This is a genomic window from Clostridium sp. UMB9555A (assembly GCF_030222355.1).
In the GTDB taxonomy this organism is placed as follows: Bacteria; Bacillota; Clostridia; order Clostridiales; family Clostridiaceae; genus Sarcina; species Sarcina perfringens.
The window spans coordinates 81,929-100,514 of sequence record NZ_JASORQ010000006.1 but is presented as its reverse complement, the minus strand read 5'-3'; the positions used below and the strand labels follow the sequence as shown (position 1 = coordinate 100,514).

The following is an 18,586-nucleotide window of genomic DNA, read 5'->3' as shown; positions in this document are numbered from 1 at the left end:
GTTGAAATTTATATATAAGTTTTTAGATAAGTATTAGATGTCAAAGCTATTAAAGGTTTTAATTAAATATTACTTCACTTAGTTCGATAAATTATTTTTATTATTTTATACTAATACCAGTTAATGTGACACTTTTGTTAGTTTAGTGTTATATAGTTCTATGGATTGAAATTTTTATATGAAATAGAATTAAAGTATAGAAAAAATTACTTAAATAGAGATTTTTAAGGTTTAAGATTTAAGATAATATAAGTAAGGATAAGGAGTGTAGTCTAATGGGTAAAGAGGTTTTAAAAGTAAGTAATATAGAAAAGTATTATGGTAAAAAAGGAAATGTTACAAAGGCCATTAATGATATTAGTTTTACTGTTTCAGAAGGTGAGTTTGTTGGAATAATGGGTGCTTCAGGAAGTGGTAAAACAACACTTTTAAATTGTATATCAACTATAGATAAGGTGACTAGTGGTCATATATATTTAGAGGGTGAGGATGTTACAAGTTTTAGCTCAAAAAAGTTAGCTAAGTTTAGAAGAGAAAAAATAGGGTTTATATTTCAGGATTTTAATCTTTTGGATACTTTAACAGCTTACGAAAATATAGCTTTAGCCCTTACAATTCAAAGAGTAAATAACAAGGAAATAGATAAAAGAGTAAGACTCGTTGCAGAAGCATTAAATATAAGTAATGAGCTTAATAAATATCCTTATGAAATGTCAGGGGGACAAAAGCAAAGAGTGGCATCAGCAAGGGCAATAGTTACTAATCCATCTTTAGTATTAGCTGATGAACCAACAGGGGCCTTAGATTCAAAGGCAGCTACCATGCTTCTTGAAAGCTTAGAAGATTTAAATAAGAATTTAAATGCAACAATTATGATGGTAACTCATGATGCTTTTACAGCAAGTTATGCAAATAGAATTTTATTTATTAAGGATGGAAAGATATTTAATGAACTTATAAAAGGAACTGATTCTAGAAAAGAATTTTTCAATAGAATAATTGAAGTCATAACTCTTCTTGGAGGTGACAGTAATAATGTATTTTAAGTTAGCCTTTAAAAATATAAAAAAGAGTTATAAAAATTATGTAATATATTTTTTAACCTTGATATTTGGAATATGTATATTTTATACTTTTAACTCCATAGAGTCACAAAGTGTAATGATGGAACTTAATGAGCAAAAGCAGTCAGCCTTTATGATGGCAGAACAATTAATAGGATATTTCTCTGTGTTTATAGCTTTTGTCTTAGGATTTTTAATAGTTTATGCAAATAATTATCTAATAAAAAGAAGAAAAAAAGAGTTTGGAATTTATATGACTCTTGGAATGGAAAATGGAAGCTTATCAAAAATGATATTCTTAGAAACTCTATTTATAGGGGCTATATCTTTAGGAATAGGAGTAATACTAGGAATAATGTTATCTCAAGCACTTTCAGTACTTACAGCCTATATGTTCCAGGTAGACCTTACAAAGTTTCAATTTGTGTTTTCTCCCCTTGGATTTAAGAGAACAGTACTTTGTTTTTCAATAATATATCTTGTTGTATTAATTTTTAACTTTATAAGTGTTAGAAAGATTAAATTAATAGATTTATTAACAGCTTCAAAGAGAAATGAAAAGCCTACTATTAAAAACCTTTGGGTATCAGTAATATTATTTTTAGTTAGTGTGGGAATCTTAGGGATAGCTTATTATAAGGTCATACATGATGGAATTGCCGTTGCTAGTTTTAATGTCCTTGGATTACCAATTGTACTAGGATGTGTTGGAACATTTATATTCTTTTACTCACTAACAGGATTCTTTTTAAAGGTTATTCAAGGAAATAAAAAATTCTATTTGAGAGATTTAAATATGTTTGTTATGAAGCAAATAAGCAGCAAAATAAATACAACCTTTGTATCCTTATCATTTATATGCTTAATGTTATTTTTAGCTATTTGTACATTCTCAGGAGGATTAGGAATAAATAGAGCTATAAATGCTGACTTAAAGGATTTAACTAAATTTGATGTTACATTTTGGAGTAATAGTGGTGAAAATATAGAAAAACTTTTGAAGGAAAAAAACATTGATATATCTAATATAGCTAAAGAAGATTCAAACATGGTTATGTATGATAGTGGAGTTAAATACAGTAATTTCTTATCAAAAGAGGGAATGACTGCTATGAAAAACTATTTTCCAGTAGCTAATGATAATGATATATTAGTAATTGGTGAAAATGGATACAATAATACATTAAAACTTGTTGGGAAAGAGCCTGTTAATTTAAAGGAAAATCAATACTTAGCAGTTGGAAATATTGATGAAATGAAAAAGTGGGTTAATGAGAGCTTAGAAAGTGGAAATAAGATAAATATTTCAGGAAAAACCTTAGATCCTGCAAATAAAAAGTATGAAAATATTAATCTATATAATTTTACTATGAAAGGTGATATTTTAATTTTTGTTGTTAAGGATTCTCTCCTTGAAGGATTAAAACCTGTGTCTAGTAGATTTAATATGATGCTAAAGGATAACTCTAATACAAAGGAAGAATTAGAGAATGTAAGGGATCAATTAGTAGAAAGTCAGGTTTATTCAATAACAAAAAAAGAAATATATGATAATGCAGCTGGACTTGGTGCAACAATGGCTTACTTAGGAATATACCTAGGTTTAATATTTATAATAACATCAGCAGTTGTACTTGCTATTCAGCAGCTTACAGAATCTACTGATAATGTAGAAAGATATAGATTATTAAAAGAAATAGGTGTGGATCAAAAGATGATAAATAAAGCTATATTCACTCAAGTAGGAGTATATTTCATGCTTCCTTTATCACTTGCCATAGTCCACGCAATAGTTGGTTTAAAGGTATCTTCCTTTATAGTAGGGGTATTTGGAAATGCTAGCATAATGCCAAATATAATTATAACAGCAATAATTTTTGTTATAATTTATGGAGGGTACTTCTTAGCAACATATTTAGGGGCTAAGAAAAATATAAATGAAAGATCATAATATTATCTTTCTATACTGAATTATTTGCTGAAGAAATTTCAGATAAAATATTAGATTATAAATCAATACTATTATAAATTTATTAATAAAAGTAGAGCTATAAAATTTTATAGTTCTACTTTTATTTTATATTACAAAATATAATTCTAAAATTTATGTGTTGAGGTGATAATTTCCTTGACATTTTTATGTAAAAGTTTTAATATTTAATACGAACGTATGTTCGTGTTAAATTAGAAAAATGCGCAAAAAATGATTTTATAATAAATTGAATAAGTGGTATGCACATAGAGAGGGAATGTTTAAAAGTAGATTGGAGGATGAGTTTATATGGAGGGTGAAATTTTTAAATTAATAGCTACACAAGGAGGATTTGCAATATTATTTTCTTATTTGTTATTTTATGTTTTAAAAGAAAATAGTAAAAGAGAAGATAATTATCAAAGTATAATACAAGAACTTACAGAACTATTAACAACTATAAAAAAGGATGTAGAAGATATTAAAAGTAATTTAAATAATAAATGAAAAGAAGTTTTAATAGAATATAAATCTAAATATTAGTACAGCAGATTTTTATGTTTAAGATATCTAAATAGAAGTTACTAATAAAAAAAGAGCATAGTGTTTAAACTATGCTCCTTGTTTAATTAAAGTTTATTCTCTAACTTTTTTAGTTTTAATGAAAGGAAACAAACTATTGATAAGATTATAATACCTAACATAGTGAAACCTATATTAGTTAATCCTTCTCCAGTTTTAGGTAATTTTAATTCTTTTTTATTTTGATCATAATTATCATGTTTTGTTAAATTAGAATTATTTTTATTAGAATTATCTTTATTAGAAGTACCTTCGGTTGTTGGTGATTTAGGTGTTTCTACTATAAGAGTTTGAGCCTTATCATCTTTGTTTTCATGTTTTACAATTTGTTTTGTATCTAGTATATAGTCATTATTTGTATCAATTAGGTTTTCTACAGACTCAACACTTTCAAAGACAACGTATTTTTCACCAGCTTGAAGTTTTTGATTACCAAAGTCTAACTCCCAAGTACCACTTCCGTTTTCACCGGCTGTAACCTTAGCTGTTTTAGTAGCAACTTCTTCTAAAGATTCATCAGCTTTTACATGCATTAAAGTACCTGTTAAAGTGTAGTCTTGATTAGCTACTAAACCTTCATAGTTTATAGTATCCTTAACATCTACACCGTCTTTAGAATTTTCAAAGTTTACTAAAGCTTCTTTTTCAGAAGAACCATTTACTCCGTCAGCAGTTACAGTAGTTTTTAAAGTACCATCTTTAACTTCTGGAAGAGTAGGTTTTTCAACTACAAGAGTTTGAGCTTTATCATTTTTATCTTCATGTTTAACTATTTGTTTAGCATCTAATTCATAGTTATTATCTGTATCTATTAGATTTTCAACGGATTCAGCATTTTCAAATACAACGTATTTTTCACCAACTTGAAGTTTTTGATTCCCAAAGTCTAATTCCCAAGCACCGCTTCCGTTTTCACTAGTCGTAACCTTAGCTGTTTTAGTAGCAACTTCTTCTAAAGATCCATCAGTTTTTACGTGCATTAAAGTACCTGTTAAAGTATAGTCTTGATTAGCTACTAAACCTTCATAGTTTATAGTATCCTTAACATCTACACCGTCTTTAGAATCTTCAAAGTTTACTAAAGCTTCTTTTTCAGAAGAACCATTTACTCCGTCAGCAGTTACAGTAGTTCTTAAAGTACCATCTTTAACTTCTGGAAGAGTAGGTTTTTCTATTACAAGAGTTTGAGCTTTATCATTTTTATCTTCATGTTTAACTATTTGTTTAGCATCTAATTCATAGTTATTATCTGTATCTATTAGATTTTCAACGGATTCAGCATTTTCAAAGACAACGTATTTTTCACCAGCTTGAAGTTTTTGATTACCAAAGTCTAACTCCCATTGGCCACTTCCGTTTTCACCGGCTGTAACCTTAGCTGTTTTAGTAGCAACTTCTTCTAAGGAACCATCAGTTTTTACGTGCATTAAAGTACCTGTTAAAGTATAGTCTTGATTAGCTACTAAACCTTCATAGTTTATAGTATCCTTAACATCTACACCGTCTTTAGAATTTTCAAAGCTTACTAAAGCTTCTTTTTCAGAAGAACCATTTACTCCGTCAGCAATTACAGTAGTTCTTAGAGTACCATCTTTAACTTCTGGAAGAGTAGGTTTTTCTATTACAAGAGTTTGAGCTTTATCATTTTTATCTTCATGTTTTACAACTTGCTTTGTATCTAGGTTGTAATCTTTATCTGTATCAATTAAGTTTTCAACGGATTCAGCATTTTCAAAGACAACATATTTTTCACCAACTTGAAGTTTTTGATTACCAAAGTCTAACTCCCATTGGCCACTTCCGTTTTCACCGGCTGTAACCTTAGCTGTTTTAGTAGCAACTTCTTCTAAGGAACCATCAGTTTTTACGTGCATTAAAGTACCTGTTAAAGTATAGTCTTGATTAGCTACTAAACCTTCATAGTTTATAGTATCTTTAACATCTACACCGTCTTTAGAATCTTCAAAGTTTACTAAAGCTTCTTTTTCAGAAGAACCATTTACTCCATCAGCAGCTACAGTAGTTTTTAAAGTACCTTCTTTAACTTCAGGTATGGTATTAGGAAGTTTTTCATTTTCCAACTTAATAAGGTTTGGAGTAACAAATTTTGTTCCAAGTAAATTTTGATAAAAAGTATTATCTGGAATATATAAATCTAATACCAAATTATCAGGTATATTGTTATTTGAATTTATTAATTCATCTAAGGCACTCTTCTCATTTTGAGATAAATTCAATGTTCCATAATTACTATCTGTAAAATTCCAGATAGCTCTTTGAGTAACTTTTCTAAACTGTCCATCTGTTAATTTATATCTTTCTTTAATGCCCAATGCGTTACTAGGATAACCGTTATATATAACTCTTAAAACTGAATTTTGCAATTCTTTACCTTTAATTCTTGGTTTAATAGCTTTTTCTGTAAATAATTCAGGACTACCAAAAAGTTTATCATATATAACTTTAGTAATTGAATTTTTTGAAGGAGGAGTAGCCTTTGTAACATTAAAGCAATAAACAACAGAGTTAGTATCAGCATTATCTATATCTTCAATGTAAATAGCTTCTCTAAAATCATCTTCTTTAGGATATTTATCAAGTAGAGTGTATCCTTTATATTTTGTGCTTGTTTGAAGTCCACCTGTAGGTGAAACAGTAAAAGTAATAGGATCTGCCTTTATATATCCCTTAGGCACAGAAACTTGAACTAAGGTATATGTACCACCTTCAAGTTTAAACTCTTTAATCTTTCCATCTGACACCCAACTTAATCCATCCACTGGGGGACCCGATGGGTCAGTACCTTTTACAATTTTAAAACTTGCACCTTTTAATTCCGTCTTAGTATTAGATTCAGTATTACTAAATTTAATTAATATTTTAGGATTTTCAGATGCAAAAACAAAGTGAGATCCAAAATTCATAAAAATAAATGTTAGAATTACAATACATGAAATTATTTTTCTTAATTTTGATTTGATAATAATCACATCCTTTTTAATATAATAAAAAATCTATTATTTAAATAAGTAGCTAAATAGCATTAAATTTAATGCTATTTTTAAAAGATATAAAAATATAATTTAAAAAATTTATAGCCAAGTACTTGTCCAACTTTTGCAATTAATTTTATATAGGTGAAATATAAAATTAATAAAAAAATAACGAATAAAAATTAATAAATAAAAAAAGCTACTTAGGATTTTAATAAATAATTAAATGTTATCGTTATCTGTTTATAAAATTTATATATTTTTAATTATATATTAACATAGAAAAGAAAATTTTAACATAATAATTTGTAAAAATTATTAATTAATTATTTTAATTTGATAACATTATTTACATAAACATAAAAAATATTAAGAAATATAGTTTATAATTATGTTGTTAAATATGATTTCCTTGAATTTAATAATAAGCTTAAAATTCATATTATTTTATTAAGAAAAAATGAGTGGTATTATAATGATAATAAGTAGAAATGATTATAGGAATAATTGGTTATTTAAAGTGGTTTAAGAGTATATTTTAATTTTTAAAATATTATATGGAGGGAGATAAATTTGAAGTTTAAAGAATCAAAATCTAGAAGATACTTAATTAATATTTTGTTAGTGACTATGTCTATAATAGGTATAATTCTTATATTAAATGATCAAATTAAAGATTATTTTATAAAGAGAAATAGCAAAAAGTATTCTGTAGAAAATTTAGAAATAAATGATATTAAAAAAAATAAGGAAATGCCTGCTTCTTTTGACTTTGATAATGTTAAAGAAATTGATTCTAAATCGGTATTTATTGAACAGTATAAAAATAAAGAATTGCCAACTATAGGGGGAATAGCAATTCCGAGTGTAGGTATAAATTTGCCAATTTTTAAAGGATTATCTAATGAAGCATTGATTTATGGTGCAGGTACTATGTCTAAGGATCAAGTAATGGGAAAGGGAAACTATTCATTAGCAAGTCACCATACAAAAAATCCAGAACTTTTATTTACTCCATTAGAAAAGGTTAAAATTGGTGAGAAAATTTATTTAACTGACTTAGAAAATATTTATGTTTATGATATTACATCAAATCAAAAAGTATCACCAGATTCAGTATATGTATTAGATGAAATTCCAGGTAAAAATATTGTTACTCTTGTAACCTGTGGAGAAAGTGAAGGTATTACTAGAATAGTAGTTCAAGGTGAGTTGGTATCAATTACTCCATTAAATAAATCTACACAGGATATGAAGAATGCATTTAATATTGATTCGAAAACATACTAATTTAAATTTATTATAGGTTATTAAAAGAAGGTAGGTATTTTAATTAAAAGCTTACTTTTTTTATTTATAATTAAACTTTAAAAATATTAAGCTATAGATTATTTAAATTTGATAAATATTAGAATGATTTATACGTTAAATTATTAACAAAATCATTAATTTTTGGTAAAATTTTAATATAGGGTATATAAGTTGATTATAAGTTAAGAGGATTTGATTACATCTTTACTAATTTATATATTAGTAATAATATGTTTAGTTTTAAGCAAAAGAAGGGGAGAATTAATATGAGTAAATATATTTATGATGAGAATGTTTTCTTAAAGATAGATAATTTTGATAATATTTACTTTGAAGAAGAGAATTCTATTTTAAATATAAGATTGGTCAAAATAGAAGATGGGGTAGTGAAAGAGTTTTTTAAGGATGATTTAAAAATTGATTTAGCCAAGTATAACAATAAAAAGGAAGAATTAAATAAAAGTTTAGTTTATGAATTAAAAAATGAATTTCTAGATTTTATGGATAATGAAAAAGAAAAAATATTTGATGTAATTATAAATTTAAAAGAACTAAAGGAAGATATATGTGGTAATGCGATAAGTTTAGCATAGTTTTTACAGAAATAAGAATAAGATTAAGATATTTATCTTAATCTTATTTTTATTTACATAGTAAATAGTTTCCTAAATTTAAGTACTAGTATTATAAAGTAAAATATTTATAATAAGTAAATATTATAAAATAATTATTAATATTGTATCGAAAAAATAAATTATGTATACTTTAGTGTATAGATTAAAGGCCTTAAAAGTTTATGTATTTGCAAATATTTTAGAGTATTTATTATTTTATAAAGGAAGCTTTAACAGATTATTAAAGAAAATAGTTCTTGAAAATTTAATTGTCTTAGTATTAAATATTTCAAAATTTAAAGGTGAGATTTTATTATATAAAGTACATATTGATAATTCTATATATAATTAAATACTTATTATATATATGCAAAATAAGTATTTTTACTTATAATAAAATAGATGTATAATAAAATCATCAAGTGAGTAGGAAGTGGTGATTGGATAGATGAAAAAATATTTAGATAAGCTTCAAAACATGCCAATAGGAATTAGTGGAACTTGCTTGGCATTTATAACATTAAGTAATTCATGGAAATTAAAAGGAATAAATTATTTTAAACCAATAGCAATATTTATAGCAGTTTGTATGCTATCTTTAATGATTTTAAGACTTATAAGATTCCCAAAGGTTATGTATGAGGAACTTAAAAACCCAGTAACAGGAACATTTTATCCTACAATGGGTATGGTTCTTTGGTTAGTATCAGGATTCTTTTATCCTTACTTTCCAGTAGTATGTAGTTGGCTTTGGATAGCAGCTGTAATATATCATTATGGAATAGTTATTTTCTATACAATAATCAGAATAAAAGAAAGAAAGTTTGAAAACATAATGCCAACTTGTTTCATAGTTTATACAGGTATGATAACAGGTAGTGTAGCAAGTAAAGGTATGGATGGGGTAATCCCTCAAATAGCACATTTTATGCTTATGTTTGGATTTATATTCTATACAATTCTTCTACCATTAGTTTTATATATAGTATTTAAAAGTGAAATATTAGATGATCATAAATTACCAACAGTAGGTATAATTTGTTCACCAGCTCCACTTGGAGTAGTTGGTATATTAACTATAGAACCAAACCCTAACCCATATATGTTAGCTTGGTTAGTAATAACAGGATTAATATTACTTGTAGTTGTTTATGGATATATTTTAAAACTATTTAAAGAAGGTTTTAAACCATCATACGCAGCATTTACATTCCCATTAGCAATTGCTACTTTATCCGCATATAAGTTATCAACTTATTTTACTGGTTTAGGATATGCTGGAATGGCTAGTTTATTTAAATTCTTAGGTGATGTTGAAATATTTATAGCAACCTATGTAATATTCTTTATGTTAATAAACTTCTTGAATATGTTCTTCAAAGCTATAAGTCCAAAACTTGGAGAATATGTAGAGGAAGAAGAAGAATTAATAGGTGGAACTCTTTATTCAAAATAATTGAATAGAGTTTACATATAAACCTCAGACTTGATTCACAGTTGAATTTAAGTCGAAAATTTCTAGAATGGGGCTCAACTTCTAGAGATACAAAATCTTATATCTATTATTGTTATAAGATAAGCTTTTAGTTAAACAACATAATAAAAATCTCAATTACTTTACAGTGTTTTATAATAAAGATTATGGGTAATTCTTTAATAGTAAGTCAAACTCCCACCGACTTTATAAACTGATAAAATAAACAAATTTAGCCTCTACTCATAATCTTTTTATAAGATGCTACCAAAATAATGTGTCATGCTGTATTTTCTATTTTTTAGAGAATCTAAAAGGTAAGTGGAATGATTTAGGGTCATTCCACTTATCTTTTTTATATAATTAAAAACTTATTATTAATATAATTTTTTAGTATTTTTATTTATATATTTAGGTATGTATAATAATTTCGTAATGCAACCAAAGAGAAAAGTTTGTGAGCTTACTTAATATGAGAACAAGAAAGGTAACATATGAGGAATAAAATATTAAAAAAATCTAAGTCCATATTACCAGGACTTTTTATATGCTTAATAATAGGGATTATTGCTGAAATTTTAGGAAAAAGCTTTCCTACTGTAGGTGCAGCTACCTTTGCAATATTTATTGGAATATTTTTAGGGAATACACTTTTTAAAAGTGATAAGTATGATGAAGGTACTAAATTTTCAGAAAAAGATCTTTTAAACTATTCAATTGTTTTAATGGGAGCATCTTTAAATATTATTGATATAATGGCTCTAGGATTTAATGGAGTTTTTTATATAGCTATTTTAATGACATTAACAATATGTACAACTTACTTTATAGGAAGAAAGTTAGGCTTTGGAGAAAAGTATTCATTACTCATGTCAGCAGGGAATGCTGTGTGTGGTTCATCAGCAATAGGATCAGTTTCTCCAGTGATAAAAGCTAAGGATTCAGATAAAGTAATTGCCATAACCGTAGTAAATGTAACAGGTACAATATTAATGATACTTTTACCATTAATAACATCTATTTTATATAATAATGATGTTTTGCAGAGTTCTGCATTAATGGGAGGAATATTACAGTCTGTAGGACAAGTTATTGGTTCTGCTAAATTTATTGGTGATCCAGTTGTAGAGCTAGCTACAGTATTTAAGATAATAAGAATAATATTCTTAGTTGTTGTAGTTTTAGTTTTTGCTAAGATAGAGGTTAATGAAGAAAATAAAGAAGAAATAGCTCATCATCACAAACCAACACATAAGGTTCGTATTCCATGGTTTATAATAGGATTTTTTATTATATGTATTTTAAATTCTATTGGAATTATTCCAGGAATACTTGGAAGAATATTTAAGTGGATTAGTTCTAATTTTGAAATCATAGCTTTAGCTGGTATAGGGATGAGAGTAAAAATTGGAGATTTAGTAAAGGAAGGTCCAAAGGCTATGCTTTATGGAGGTCTTGTAGGAGTTTGTCAAATTATATTTGCTATATCATTGATTAATATATTTATAAAATAAAAATCGTCAAAAAGGTTGGATAAAATATTTAAACAGTATTTTATTCAACTTTTTAATTTTTATATACTTTGATTATGAGGTTTTATTAGTTAAATAGTTGTTTCTAAAATGTATTGAAAGTTTATATGATAAATTAAAGCATCATTTTATACTAGATAAATTCATATATCTTAAATGAAGAGTTTATTAGGAGGAATAAAATGATAGGAGAGGTATTAAGTTTTGGTTACGATCAATGTGCTAAATTAGGTTATGCTATGGGATTTGGAGCTATGGAAGGATTAGTTATATATCTTGGACTTTTAGCTATAATTGTATTGAAGCTTTTTAATAGTAAAAGCAAAGCTAATTAGGTGCATTAGTAAGTATATTTGTGAATAAATTTGATTTGAGAAGTGTTAAATACTTTAGTAGAGTAAAACACTGGTTTTTTAGAATTTATAACATTGATTTTTATAAAATAAAAATTTATAATTAATTGATTTCATTATAAAATAATAATTTTTAATTTTCGACAAAAAGAAAAAGGCTGTGAAGTTATCACAGCTTTTTTCTTTGTTTTAAATAATATTTTTAATCTGTAGAAACTAAAGAGCTATCTTCATTTACTTCTTTAGTAGAAGGCTTTTTATTTCCTAAAATATTTAAAATTGAAGAGCCAACTATTATTATATAACCTGTAAATGATAAGAAATCAGGAATTTCTTTAAAGAACATAAAGCCGTATATAGCTGCTATAATAAGCCCAATGTAATCATACATTGATATTTCAGATGCTGGAGCATTTTTGTAAGCTATGGTTAAGGCAACTTGTCCTAATGTAAAAGCTATTCCTGCACTAACAAGTAAAAGTATATTTTGTAGTGTTAAATTATCTGTATTCATAAACATTGAAGGTAACATAACAATAGTAGCTATGCTTGTAAATGATAAAATTATTGTCCAGAAGTCCTCTTTATCGCCAATAACTCTTATCATTGTATATGCTATTCCTGCAAAGGCAGCAGAAGCTACACCAATAAGAGATGGAATTATAGCTGTACTAAATTGAGGTTTTATTACAAATAAGCTTCCTGCAAAGGCTACTATTAAAAGAGTAAATTGTTTTTTAGTAATTTTTTCGCTAATTAATAAGTAAGAAAAAATTATTGTAAAGAATGGTGCTAATTTAGTTAGTATTGTTGCATCGGATAAAAACATTTTATCTAAGGCATAATAGTTTGTTAGTATGGATAGAGTACCTGTAACCCCTCTAACTAGCAAATATTTTCTACTTTCTTTTTTTCCAAAAAAAGAACCTTTTTTAGAGGCTATTATAAAGCAAACTATTAAGGTTGCCACAACATTTGTTAAAAAAGTTTTTTGATATGAATTAACTCCTACAGCTAGCTTACTAAGTAGATTCATAGTAGCAAAGGCTGCTGAGGCAAGTATCATAAAAATAATTCCTTTAAATTTTGAATTCATTTTTCCCCTCCTTAATTTATTTTTATATAGGTCTTCAAATCATAGTTTGTTTTTTAGTCAGTATTCATTTCATTATTTATTAAAACACTATTAATATTCTATATAAAATTTAAAAGTATTATTATAAATAAACAAAGACTATTATAGAGCTAAGAAAATAAGAGGTCAAATTTAATTATAAAAATATTTATATAATAATTATGAATAATAGAAAGAATATAAATAAAAACTAGGACATAGAGAAGAAAGTAGAGTAAAATTATTTGTTAGAGGATAATAAATAATTTTATGGTAGAAATACAATTATAAATTAAATTTGAGAAGGTGATTTTTTTGAAAGCTGAAATAATGGCAATAGGAACAGAAATACTTTTAGGCGACATAGTAAATACCAATGCTCAATTTTTAGCTAAGGAGTTAGCTAACTTAGGAATTGGAGTTTATCATCAATCAGTAGTTGGAGATAATTCTGAAAGGATTTTAGAGGCTTTTGACAATGCTTTTAAAAATTGCGATACAATTATTACTACAGGTGGCTTAGGGCCTACTAAGGATGATTTAAGTAAGGAGCTTGCAGCGAAGTATTTCAATATGGAAATGTGCTTAAGAGAAGAGCTTCTTTGTGATTTGGAGGATTATTTTAAGAAGAATAACCTTGAAATGACAGAGAATAATAAAAAACAATGTTATTTTCCAAAGGAGGCCATAATACTTCCAAACCCTAATGGAACAGCTCCAGGAGCTATTTTAGAAGGGGAGAATAATAAGAGAATAATACTTCTACCAGGACCACCAAGGGAAATGGAGCCAATGTTTACAAACCATGTAGTACCATACTTAAGTAAATTTACTGATAGTGTTTTAGTATCTAAGATTTTAAGAGTTTTTGGTATTGGAGAAAGCAAGATGGAGGATTTAGTATGTGATCTTTTAGATAATGAAAATCCAACAGTTGCTCCTTATGCCAAAAATATAGATGTTATTTTAAGAATTACTGCTAATGGAAAAGATAAGGAAGAGGCAGAAAAGCTTATTGCTCCTATGGAAAAGGAGATTAGAAAAAGACTTGGAGATAATATTTATGGTGAAGGGGAAGTAACTTTAGAAGAAGTAGTTGGAAAGTTATTAGTTGATAAAAAGATGACCCTATCAACAGCTGAATCTTGTACTGGTGGCATGGTTGCAAGCACATTAATAAACTACCCAGGAATATCTGAGGTGTTTATGGAGGGTGCCGTAACTTACTCTAATGAAGCAAAAATGAAGAGACTTGGAGTAAAAAAAGAAACTTTAGAGGATTTTGGTGCAGTTAGTGAAGAGTGTGCTAGAGAAATGGCAAAGGGTATTGCTAAAAATGCAGGAACAAGAATAGGAATATCTACAACAGGTATAGCAGGTCCTGGTGGTGGAACAGAAGAAAAGCCTGTAGGTCTTGTTTATGCTGGATTATGTATAGATGGAATTACAAAGGTTAAAAAATTTAATTTTAAAGCTGATAGACAAAAGGTTAGAACTAGAACCATGATGAATGTTTTAGATTGGTTAAGAAGAGAGCTTGAAAAAATTGATTAAAGAAAATTAAGTTTTAAAAATATTAATTTATGAATAAAAAAGAATAAAAAATTACCCATTAAGTAAACTTAATGGGTAATTAATATGTGCTTAGAATATCTAATAATTTATTTTAAAAAGCTTAGCTTTAAAATATATGTCTTACTTAAAAATTTCAAAAAGTGAGAGAGTATATAAATACTCTCTACTAGAAAAACATGAAGAAAATTTATTACATTATAAGGGTTTTAAGGGGGAGACAGTTTCGTTAGTTCGTACTTTAACGAAACTGTCAGTATAAATAAAATGGGGGAGAGGCTATTATAAGATTGAAGCTTATTGCCTCAGTAAATATTATTAACAGTATTATTTTTTTTATACAGTTAAAATAAAATATTTTTTATATTTATTTTTAAGAAAAAAGTTTAAGAAAAAGATTAAGTTGATTATACTTAAAGATGATAAAAATAGCTTATTAAAATATTTATAGAATTTATATGTTTTAAAATTAATATAATAAAAAGTAAGTAAAATAAAAAAAGTAAGTAATTAGTACTATAAGCTAATTGATAAATATGGTATATTTTAAAATGATTAAATATGTTTTAAAATATTAAACTTGGATTTATGTAATTTTTAAATTAATTCTTTTATAGAAGGGAGAAATAAGATGAAGCCTATATTTAAAGTAAGTTTATATTTTCTTATAGTATTAGTTTTATCTATAGTAGGGCCAATGTTTGTAACGCCAGTACTATATAAGATAGGATTAGTGCCGCCATTAGTTTTAATGGTAATACACATAATATTTTTCATAGTGCCAGCAATAATATATATAATTGTAACTAAGAGTAATTATAAAAAGGTTTTTAGCTTTAAAAAACCAAAGGGAAAAGATGTAATCTTTTCTATATTAATAGCTGCTTTAGCGCTTCCAATAATGACATTCTTCTCATATACATCAAGTTTCTTTTATACAAATGATGTAGCCTTAGTTTTAGATCAAATGAGATCATATCCATTATGGTTAATGATTTTAGTTATAGGGGTAACACCTGCCATAACAGAAGAAATAACTATAAGAGGTATTGCTTTATCAGGATTTGAATTTAAAAGTAAAAATGTGGCGGCAATAATGACAGGAATAATGTTTGGTATTCTTCATTTAAATGCACATCAATTTTTATATGCTACAGCTATGGGAGTAATTTTAGCTTATGTAGTAAGAGCTACAGGAAGTATATTTTTATCAATGTTAATCCATTTTTTAATTAATTCATGGAATTTAATTCTTCAAAGAGTAGTCAGTGAGGGAATAACTACAGAGGATTTAGTACATTCAATGGATTCTATAAAAAATATTTCAATGGATTTGAAAATAGGAATGTTCTTCTATTATTTAATTGCTGCAATAGTAGCTGCATTTTTAATTAGTTATCTAATAAGAAAAATGGAAAAGAGAAACTTCGATATAACTTTAGACGAGTTAGATGTTGCAACAAGAGTTTCTTATAAAGAAGAGAGAGTAATAAACATACCATTTGTAATAAGTGTATTAGTATTTATTATATATACATTTTTTATAATGAAAGGTTAATAAGCAATTATTAAAATATTAAAGAGGTATAAAAAATAAGTTTAGGATAAAGTTAAAATAGCATAATACTTTGGAGGAACAAAAAAAGGAACTGTTTGGGAGAACAGTTCCTTTTTATTAAATTGTGTGGTTAACTTAAGAGTGTATTAAGCTATTAGTATTATTGACTGATAATTAAAAAAATATACCAATTAATATATTTTAAATTTTTTACCTAGAATAGTGTTTTTATATTCTAAGGTTGCATCTGTAAAGAAGTGAGAAATTTTCTTGTCTGCAACTATTTTAATACCATTATCCATAACCACATCATCATTTTCATGCTGTTCATCCAGAACAACTTCAATGTTTAAGCCTGCTCAGCCAGAGGAACAAGCTTTTATTCTAAGGGCATCTTTATCGCTATTATTAAGCATATCTTTAACTTTATCTAAGGTATTTGGATGTATTTTAACCTTCATAATAAAAACCTCCATATAAATTTAAGTACATTTAATATATAAATTAACTTTATTGATTAAATTATATACTCATATTAAAAAGGTATCTATAAAATGTAATTTTAAGTAATGACAAAATTAAAATATAAATATTATTTTTTTATATATTTGAATAATAATATATGAATTTAGAAACAATATGAAGAGTTATATGATAAAATAATTTTATTAACAAAATGTTCAAAAAATACTTGAAATTTTATTTGAAAGTGATATTATAAATGTATAAGAGATAACTATTATTAATTAATATGACTTAAAGATTATTTATTTGGGAAAATAATTTAATTGTGTTTTTTCAAATAAGTGATTTGTAGGAGGGTTTTTTATTATGAAAAGTTTAAAAGGAACTAAAACTGCTGAAAATCTAATGAAATCATTTGCTGGTGAATGTCAAGCAAGAACAAGATATACTTATTTCTCAAGTACAGCTAGAAAAGAAGGATATGTTGAAATATCAAATATATTTTTAGAAACTGCTGAAAATGAAAAAGAACACGCTAAGAGATTTTATAAATTCTTAAAAGATGATCTTCAAGGAGAAGCTGTAGAAATAAATGCTGCTTATCCAGTAGAATTACCTACAGACACATTAACTAACTTAAAATTTGCTGCTGAAGGAGAACATGATGAATTAAGTAATCTTTATCCATCATTTGCAGATGTAGCTGATGAAGAAGGATTCCCAGAAGTAGCTGCTGCTTTCAGAATGATAGCTAAAGCAGAAACAGCTCACTATAATAGATTTACTAAATTAGCTAAAAACATTGAAGAAGGAAAAGTATTCAAGAAAGATGAAGTAGTACTTTGGAAATGTGGAAACTGCGGATTTATTTGGGAAGGTGCAGAAGCTCCATTAAAATGCCCTGCATGCCTACATCCACAAGCTTATTTTGAAGTTTTCAAAGAAACTTATTAAAATATAGATTTTATTTACGCTTAACTCGTACCATTTTTATGGATTGAATGTGAATTTAATAAACTAAACTCATTTCAGAGAGAAGAAATTCTCTCTGATTTTTTTATTTACCTAAGGTTGTATAGAAGATTATGATTTAATAATTTAAGTATTTTAAGTTAATGGATAACTAAACACAACCATTTTATTTTCATCATTTATTGGTCTCCAAAATTGAATTTCATCAATTAAAAGCTCCCTATCAAAATTATAATCTTGAAGTTTTGTATAAGCGGACTCAAACTCATCCTCTCCCCATACCCTTTGTGCAAAATATGGGTTAGCTAAGGATACATGAAGTTGCCATGTATCTGGATTAGAAGTCAATTTAAATCCTTCTTTTAATAAATTCTCATAAAGTTCTCTGGAAAGTTTTTTTATTACTCCACTTTCTTCATCTACTTTTAAATTTACAGATCTATAAGGCTCTCCAAATTTAATTAGTCCATTTAAATGAACTTCAAAGTTTTTATATGATTTTAAAGTATTTTTTACTACTTCATTTAATTTGTCCATATCAGGATCTTCAATTACAGCCAAGGTAATGTGAAGCATAGGAAGATTCTCATAAAGTTTATATTCATTTGAAATAGATTCTTGCAATGGCTTTATTATTCCATAGGAAACCTTATCAAATAGTGCCACCAAATAATATAGCATAAATAAACCCCTTTCTTACTAATTTGTGAAATTTATACCAGGTATTTAATCTATTATATCATATAGAAACTTAGTAATACTACAAATGGACTTTATTACAATATGATATACAGGTTTAAGTGGATAGTTGATTTTATTTAAAAGTAATATTAATTTTTTAGAACAAATTTTGAAAAGATGTATATATTAGTTTATTGAGGAAATTTATAATGAATTAAAAAAGTCTTAGTAAACCAAGAATAAAAAAAGAGATAAATTTTATGGAGAGGAAGAAAAATATATTTGAAAAACTAAAGTTAGATAATATACTATATATAATGTGTATTAGA

Annotated in this window: 14 protein-coding genes; 11 read left to right on the top strand and 3 right to left on the bottom strand. The window is 26.4% G+C overall.

Annotated features, from left to right (window positions below; all coding sequences use genetic code 11):
* The first annotated feature begins 275 nt into the window (after positions 1-275).
* From QP548_RS14055 to QP548_RS14045, 3 genes are all read left to right on the top strand, one after another.
* A complete protein-coding gene (locus QP548_RS14055) occupies positions 276-1,046 on the top strand; it encodes an ABC transporter ATP-binding protein (protein ID WP_003448577.1) in 771 nt (256 codons plus the stop codon).
* Positions 1,036-3,015: an ABC transporter permease gene (locus QP548_RS14050; RefSeq protein ID WP_061426103.1), complete on the top strand. Its 1,980-nt coding sequence runs from the start codon at positions 1,036-1,038 to the stop codon at positions 3,013-3,015. The genes QP548_RS14055 and QP548_RS14050 overlap by 11 nt, the downstream gene beginning before the upstream one ends.
* Before the next feature lie 330 nt (positions 3,016-3,345).
* On the top strand, positions 3,346-3,543 hold the full coding sequence (locus QP548_RS14045; protein ID WP_061426104.1) for a BhlA/UviB family holin-like peptide: 198 nt from the start codon (positions 3,346-3,348) through the stop codon (positions 3,541-3,543).
* A gap of 122 nt (positions 3,544-3,665) precedes the next feature.
* Here the strand turns inward: QP548_RS14045 and QP548_RS14040 are convergent, their stop codons facing one another.
* Complete coding sequence (locus tag QP548_RS14040; RefSeq protein WP_139315344.1) at positions 3,666-6,542, bottom strand: VaFE repeat-containing surface-anchored protein; 2,877 nt, start codon at positions 6,540-6,542, stop codon at positions 3,666-3,668.
* A gap of 642 nt (positions 6,543-7,184) precedes the next feature.
* Between QP548_RS14040 and QP548_RS14035 the strand changes: the two genes are divergently transcribed.
* The 5 genes from QP548_RS14035 (at position 7,185) to QP548_RS14015 (ending at position 11,877) form a co-directional block, all read left to right on the top strand.
* The gene (locus tag QP548_RS14035; protein ID WP_061426106.1) at positions 7,185-7,901 is read left to right on the top strand and encodes a class A sortase; all 717 of its coding nucleotides are present in this window, start codon (positions 7,185-7,187) and stop codon (positions 7,899-7,901) included.
* Positions 7,902-8,188: 287 nt separating this feature from the next.
* Positions 8,189-8,515, top strand: a complete 327-nt coding sequence (locus tag QP548_RS14030) for a hypothetical protein (RefSeq protein WP_061426107.1) — start codon at positions 8,189-8,191, stop codon at positions 8,513-8,515.
* Positions 8,516-8,984: 469 nt separating this feature from the next.
* Entirely contained in the window at positions 8,985-9,992 is a 1,008-nt protein-coding gene (locus QP548_RS14025; protein ID WP_061426109.1) for a TDT family transporter, read from the top strand.
* Between the two features lie 512 nt (positions 9,993-10,504).
* Positions 10,505-11,524: a YeiH family protein gene (locus QP548_RS14020; protein WP_061426110.1), complete on the top strand. Its 1,020-nt coding sequence runs from the start codon at positions 10,505-10,507 to the stop codon at positions 11,522-11,524.
* Positions 11,525-11,724: 200 nt separating this feature from the next.
* The gene (locus QP548_RS14015; RefSeq protein ID WP_003457587.1) at positions 11,725-11,877 is read left to right on the top strand and encodes a hypothetical protein; all 153 of its coding nucleotides are present in this window, start codon (positions 11,725-11,727) and stop codon (positions 11,875-11,877) included.
* A 220-nt stretch (positions 11,878-12,097) separates the two neighbouring features.
* On the opposite strand, the gene QP548_RS14010 is transcribed toward QP548_RS14015, so the two are convergent.
* Positions 12,098-12,991: a DMT family transporter gene (locus tag QP548_RS14010; protein WP_061426111.1), complete on the bottom strand. Its 894-nt coding sequence runs from the start codon at positions 12,989-12,991 to the stop codon at positions 12,098-12,100.
* Between the two features lie 333 nt (positions 12,992-13,324).
* On the opposite strand from QP548_RS14010, the gene QP548_RS14005 reads away from it, so the two are divergent.
* The 3 genes from QP548_RS14005 to rbr all read left to right on the top strand — a co-directional run bounded on the left by QP548_RS14005 (position 13,325) and on the right by rbr (position 17,558).
* Positions 13,325-14,563: a competence/damage-inducible protein A gene (locus QP548_RS14005; protein ID WP_061426112.1), complete on the top strand. Its 1,239-nt coding sequence runs from the start codon at positions 13,325-13,327 to the stop codon at positions 14,561-14,563.
* A 649-nt stretch (positions 14,564-15,212) separates the two neighbouring features.
* Positions 15,213-16,139 (top strand): CPBP family intramembrane glutamic endopeptidase, encoded by a 927-nt coding sequence (locus QP548_RS14000; protein WP_061426113.1) that lies wholly within the window; start codon positions 15,213-15,215, stop codon positions 16,137-16,139.
* 831 nt (positions 16,140-16,970) lie between these two features.
* Positions 16,971-17,558 (top strand): rubrerythrin, encoded by a 588-nt coding sequence (rbr, locus tag QP548_RS13995; protein ID WP_061426114.1) that lies wholly within the window; start codon positions 16,971-16,973, stop codon positions 17,556-17,558.
* Positions 17,559-17,711: 153 nt separating this feature from the next.
* Here rbr and QP548_RS13990 read toward each other — a convergent pair whose 3' ends face one another.
* The gene (locus QP548_RS13990) at positions 17,712-18,257 is read right to left on the bottom strand and encodes a 2'-5' RNA ligase family protein (protein WP_061426115.1); all 546 of its coding nucleotides are present in this window, start codon (positions 18,255-18,257) and stop codon (positions 17,712-17,714) included.
* Positions 18,258-18,586 lie beyond the last annotated feature (329 nt).

Bases quoted from the DNA above. Each gene is read 5' to 3' on its own strand.
- QP548_RS14055 (WP_003448577.1), top strand. From the start codon at position 276: ATGGGTAAAGAGGTTTTAAAAGTAAGTAATATAGAAAAGTATTATGGT.
- QP548_RS14050 (WP_061426103.1), top strand. From the start codon at position 1,036: ATGTATTTTAAGTTAGCCTTTAAAAATATAAAAAAGAGTTATAAAAAT.
- QP548_RS14045 (WP_061426104.1), top strand. From the start codon at position 3,346: ATGGAGGGTGAAATTTTTAAATTAATAGCTACACAAGGAGGATTTGCA.
- QP548_RS14040 (WP_139315344.1), bottom strand. From the start codon at position 6,542: ATGAATTTTGGATCTCACTTTGTTTTTGCATCTGAAAATCCTAAAATA.
- QP548_RS14030 (WP_061426107.1), top strand. From the start codon at position 8,189: ATGAGTAAATATATTTATGATGAGAATGTTTTCTTAAAGATAGATAAT.
- QP548_RS14025 (WP_061426109.1), top strand. From the start codon at position 8,985: ATGAAAAAATATTTAGATAAGCTTCAAAACATGCCAATAGGAATTAGT.
- QP548_RS14020 (WP_061426110.1), top strand. From the start codon at position 10,505: ATGAGGAATAAAATATTAAAAAAATCTAAGTCCATATTACCAGGACTT.
- QP548_RS14015 (WP_003457587.1), top strand. From the start codon at position 11,725: ATGATAGGAGAGGTATTAAGTTTTGGTTACGATCAATGTGCTAAATTA.
- QP548_RS14010 (WP_061426111.1), bottom strand. From the start codon at position 12,991: ATGAATTCAAAATTTAAAGGAATTATTTTTATGATACTTGCCTCAGCA.
- QP548_RS14000 (WP_061426113.1), top strand. From the start codon at position 15,213: ATGAAGCCTATATTTAAAGTAAGTTTATATTTTCTTATAGTATTAGTT.
- rbr (WP_061426114.1), top strand. From the start codon at position 16,971: ATGAAAAGTTTAAAAGGAACTAAAACTGCTGAAAATCTAATGAAATCA.
- QP548_RS13990 (WP_061426115.1), bottom strand. From the start codon at position 18,257: ATGCTATATTATTTGGTGGCACTATTTGATAAGGTTTCCTATGGAATA.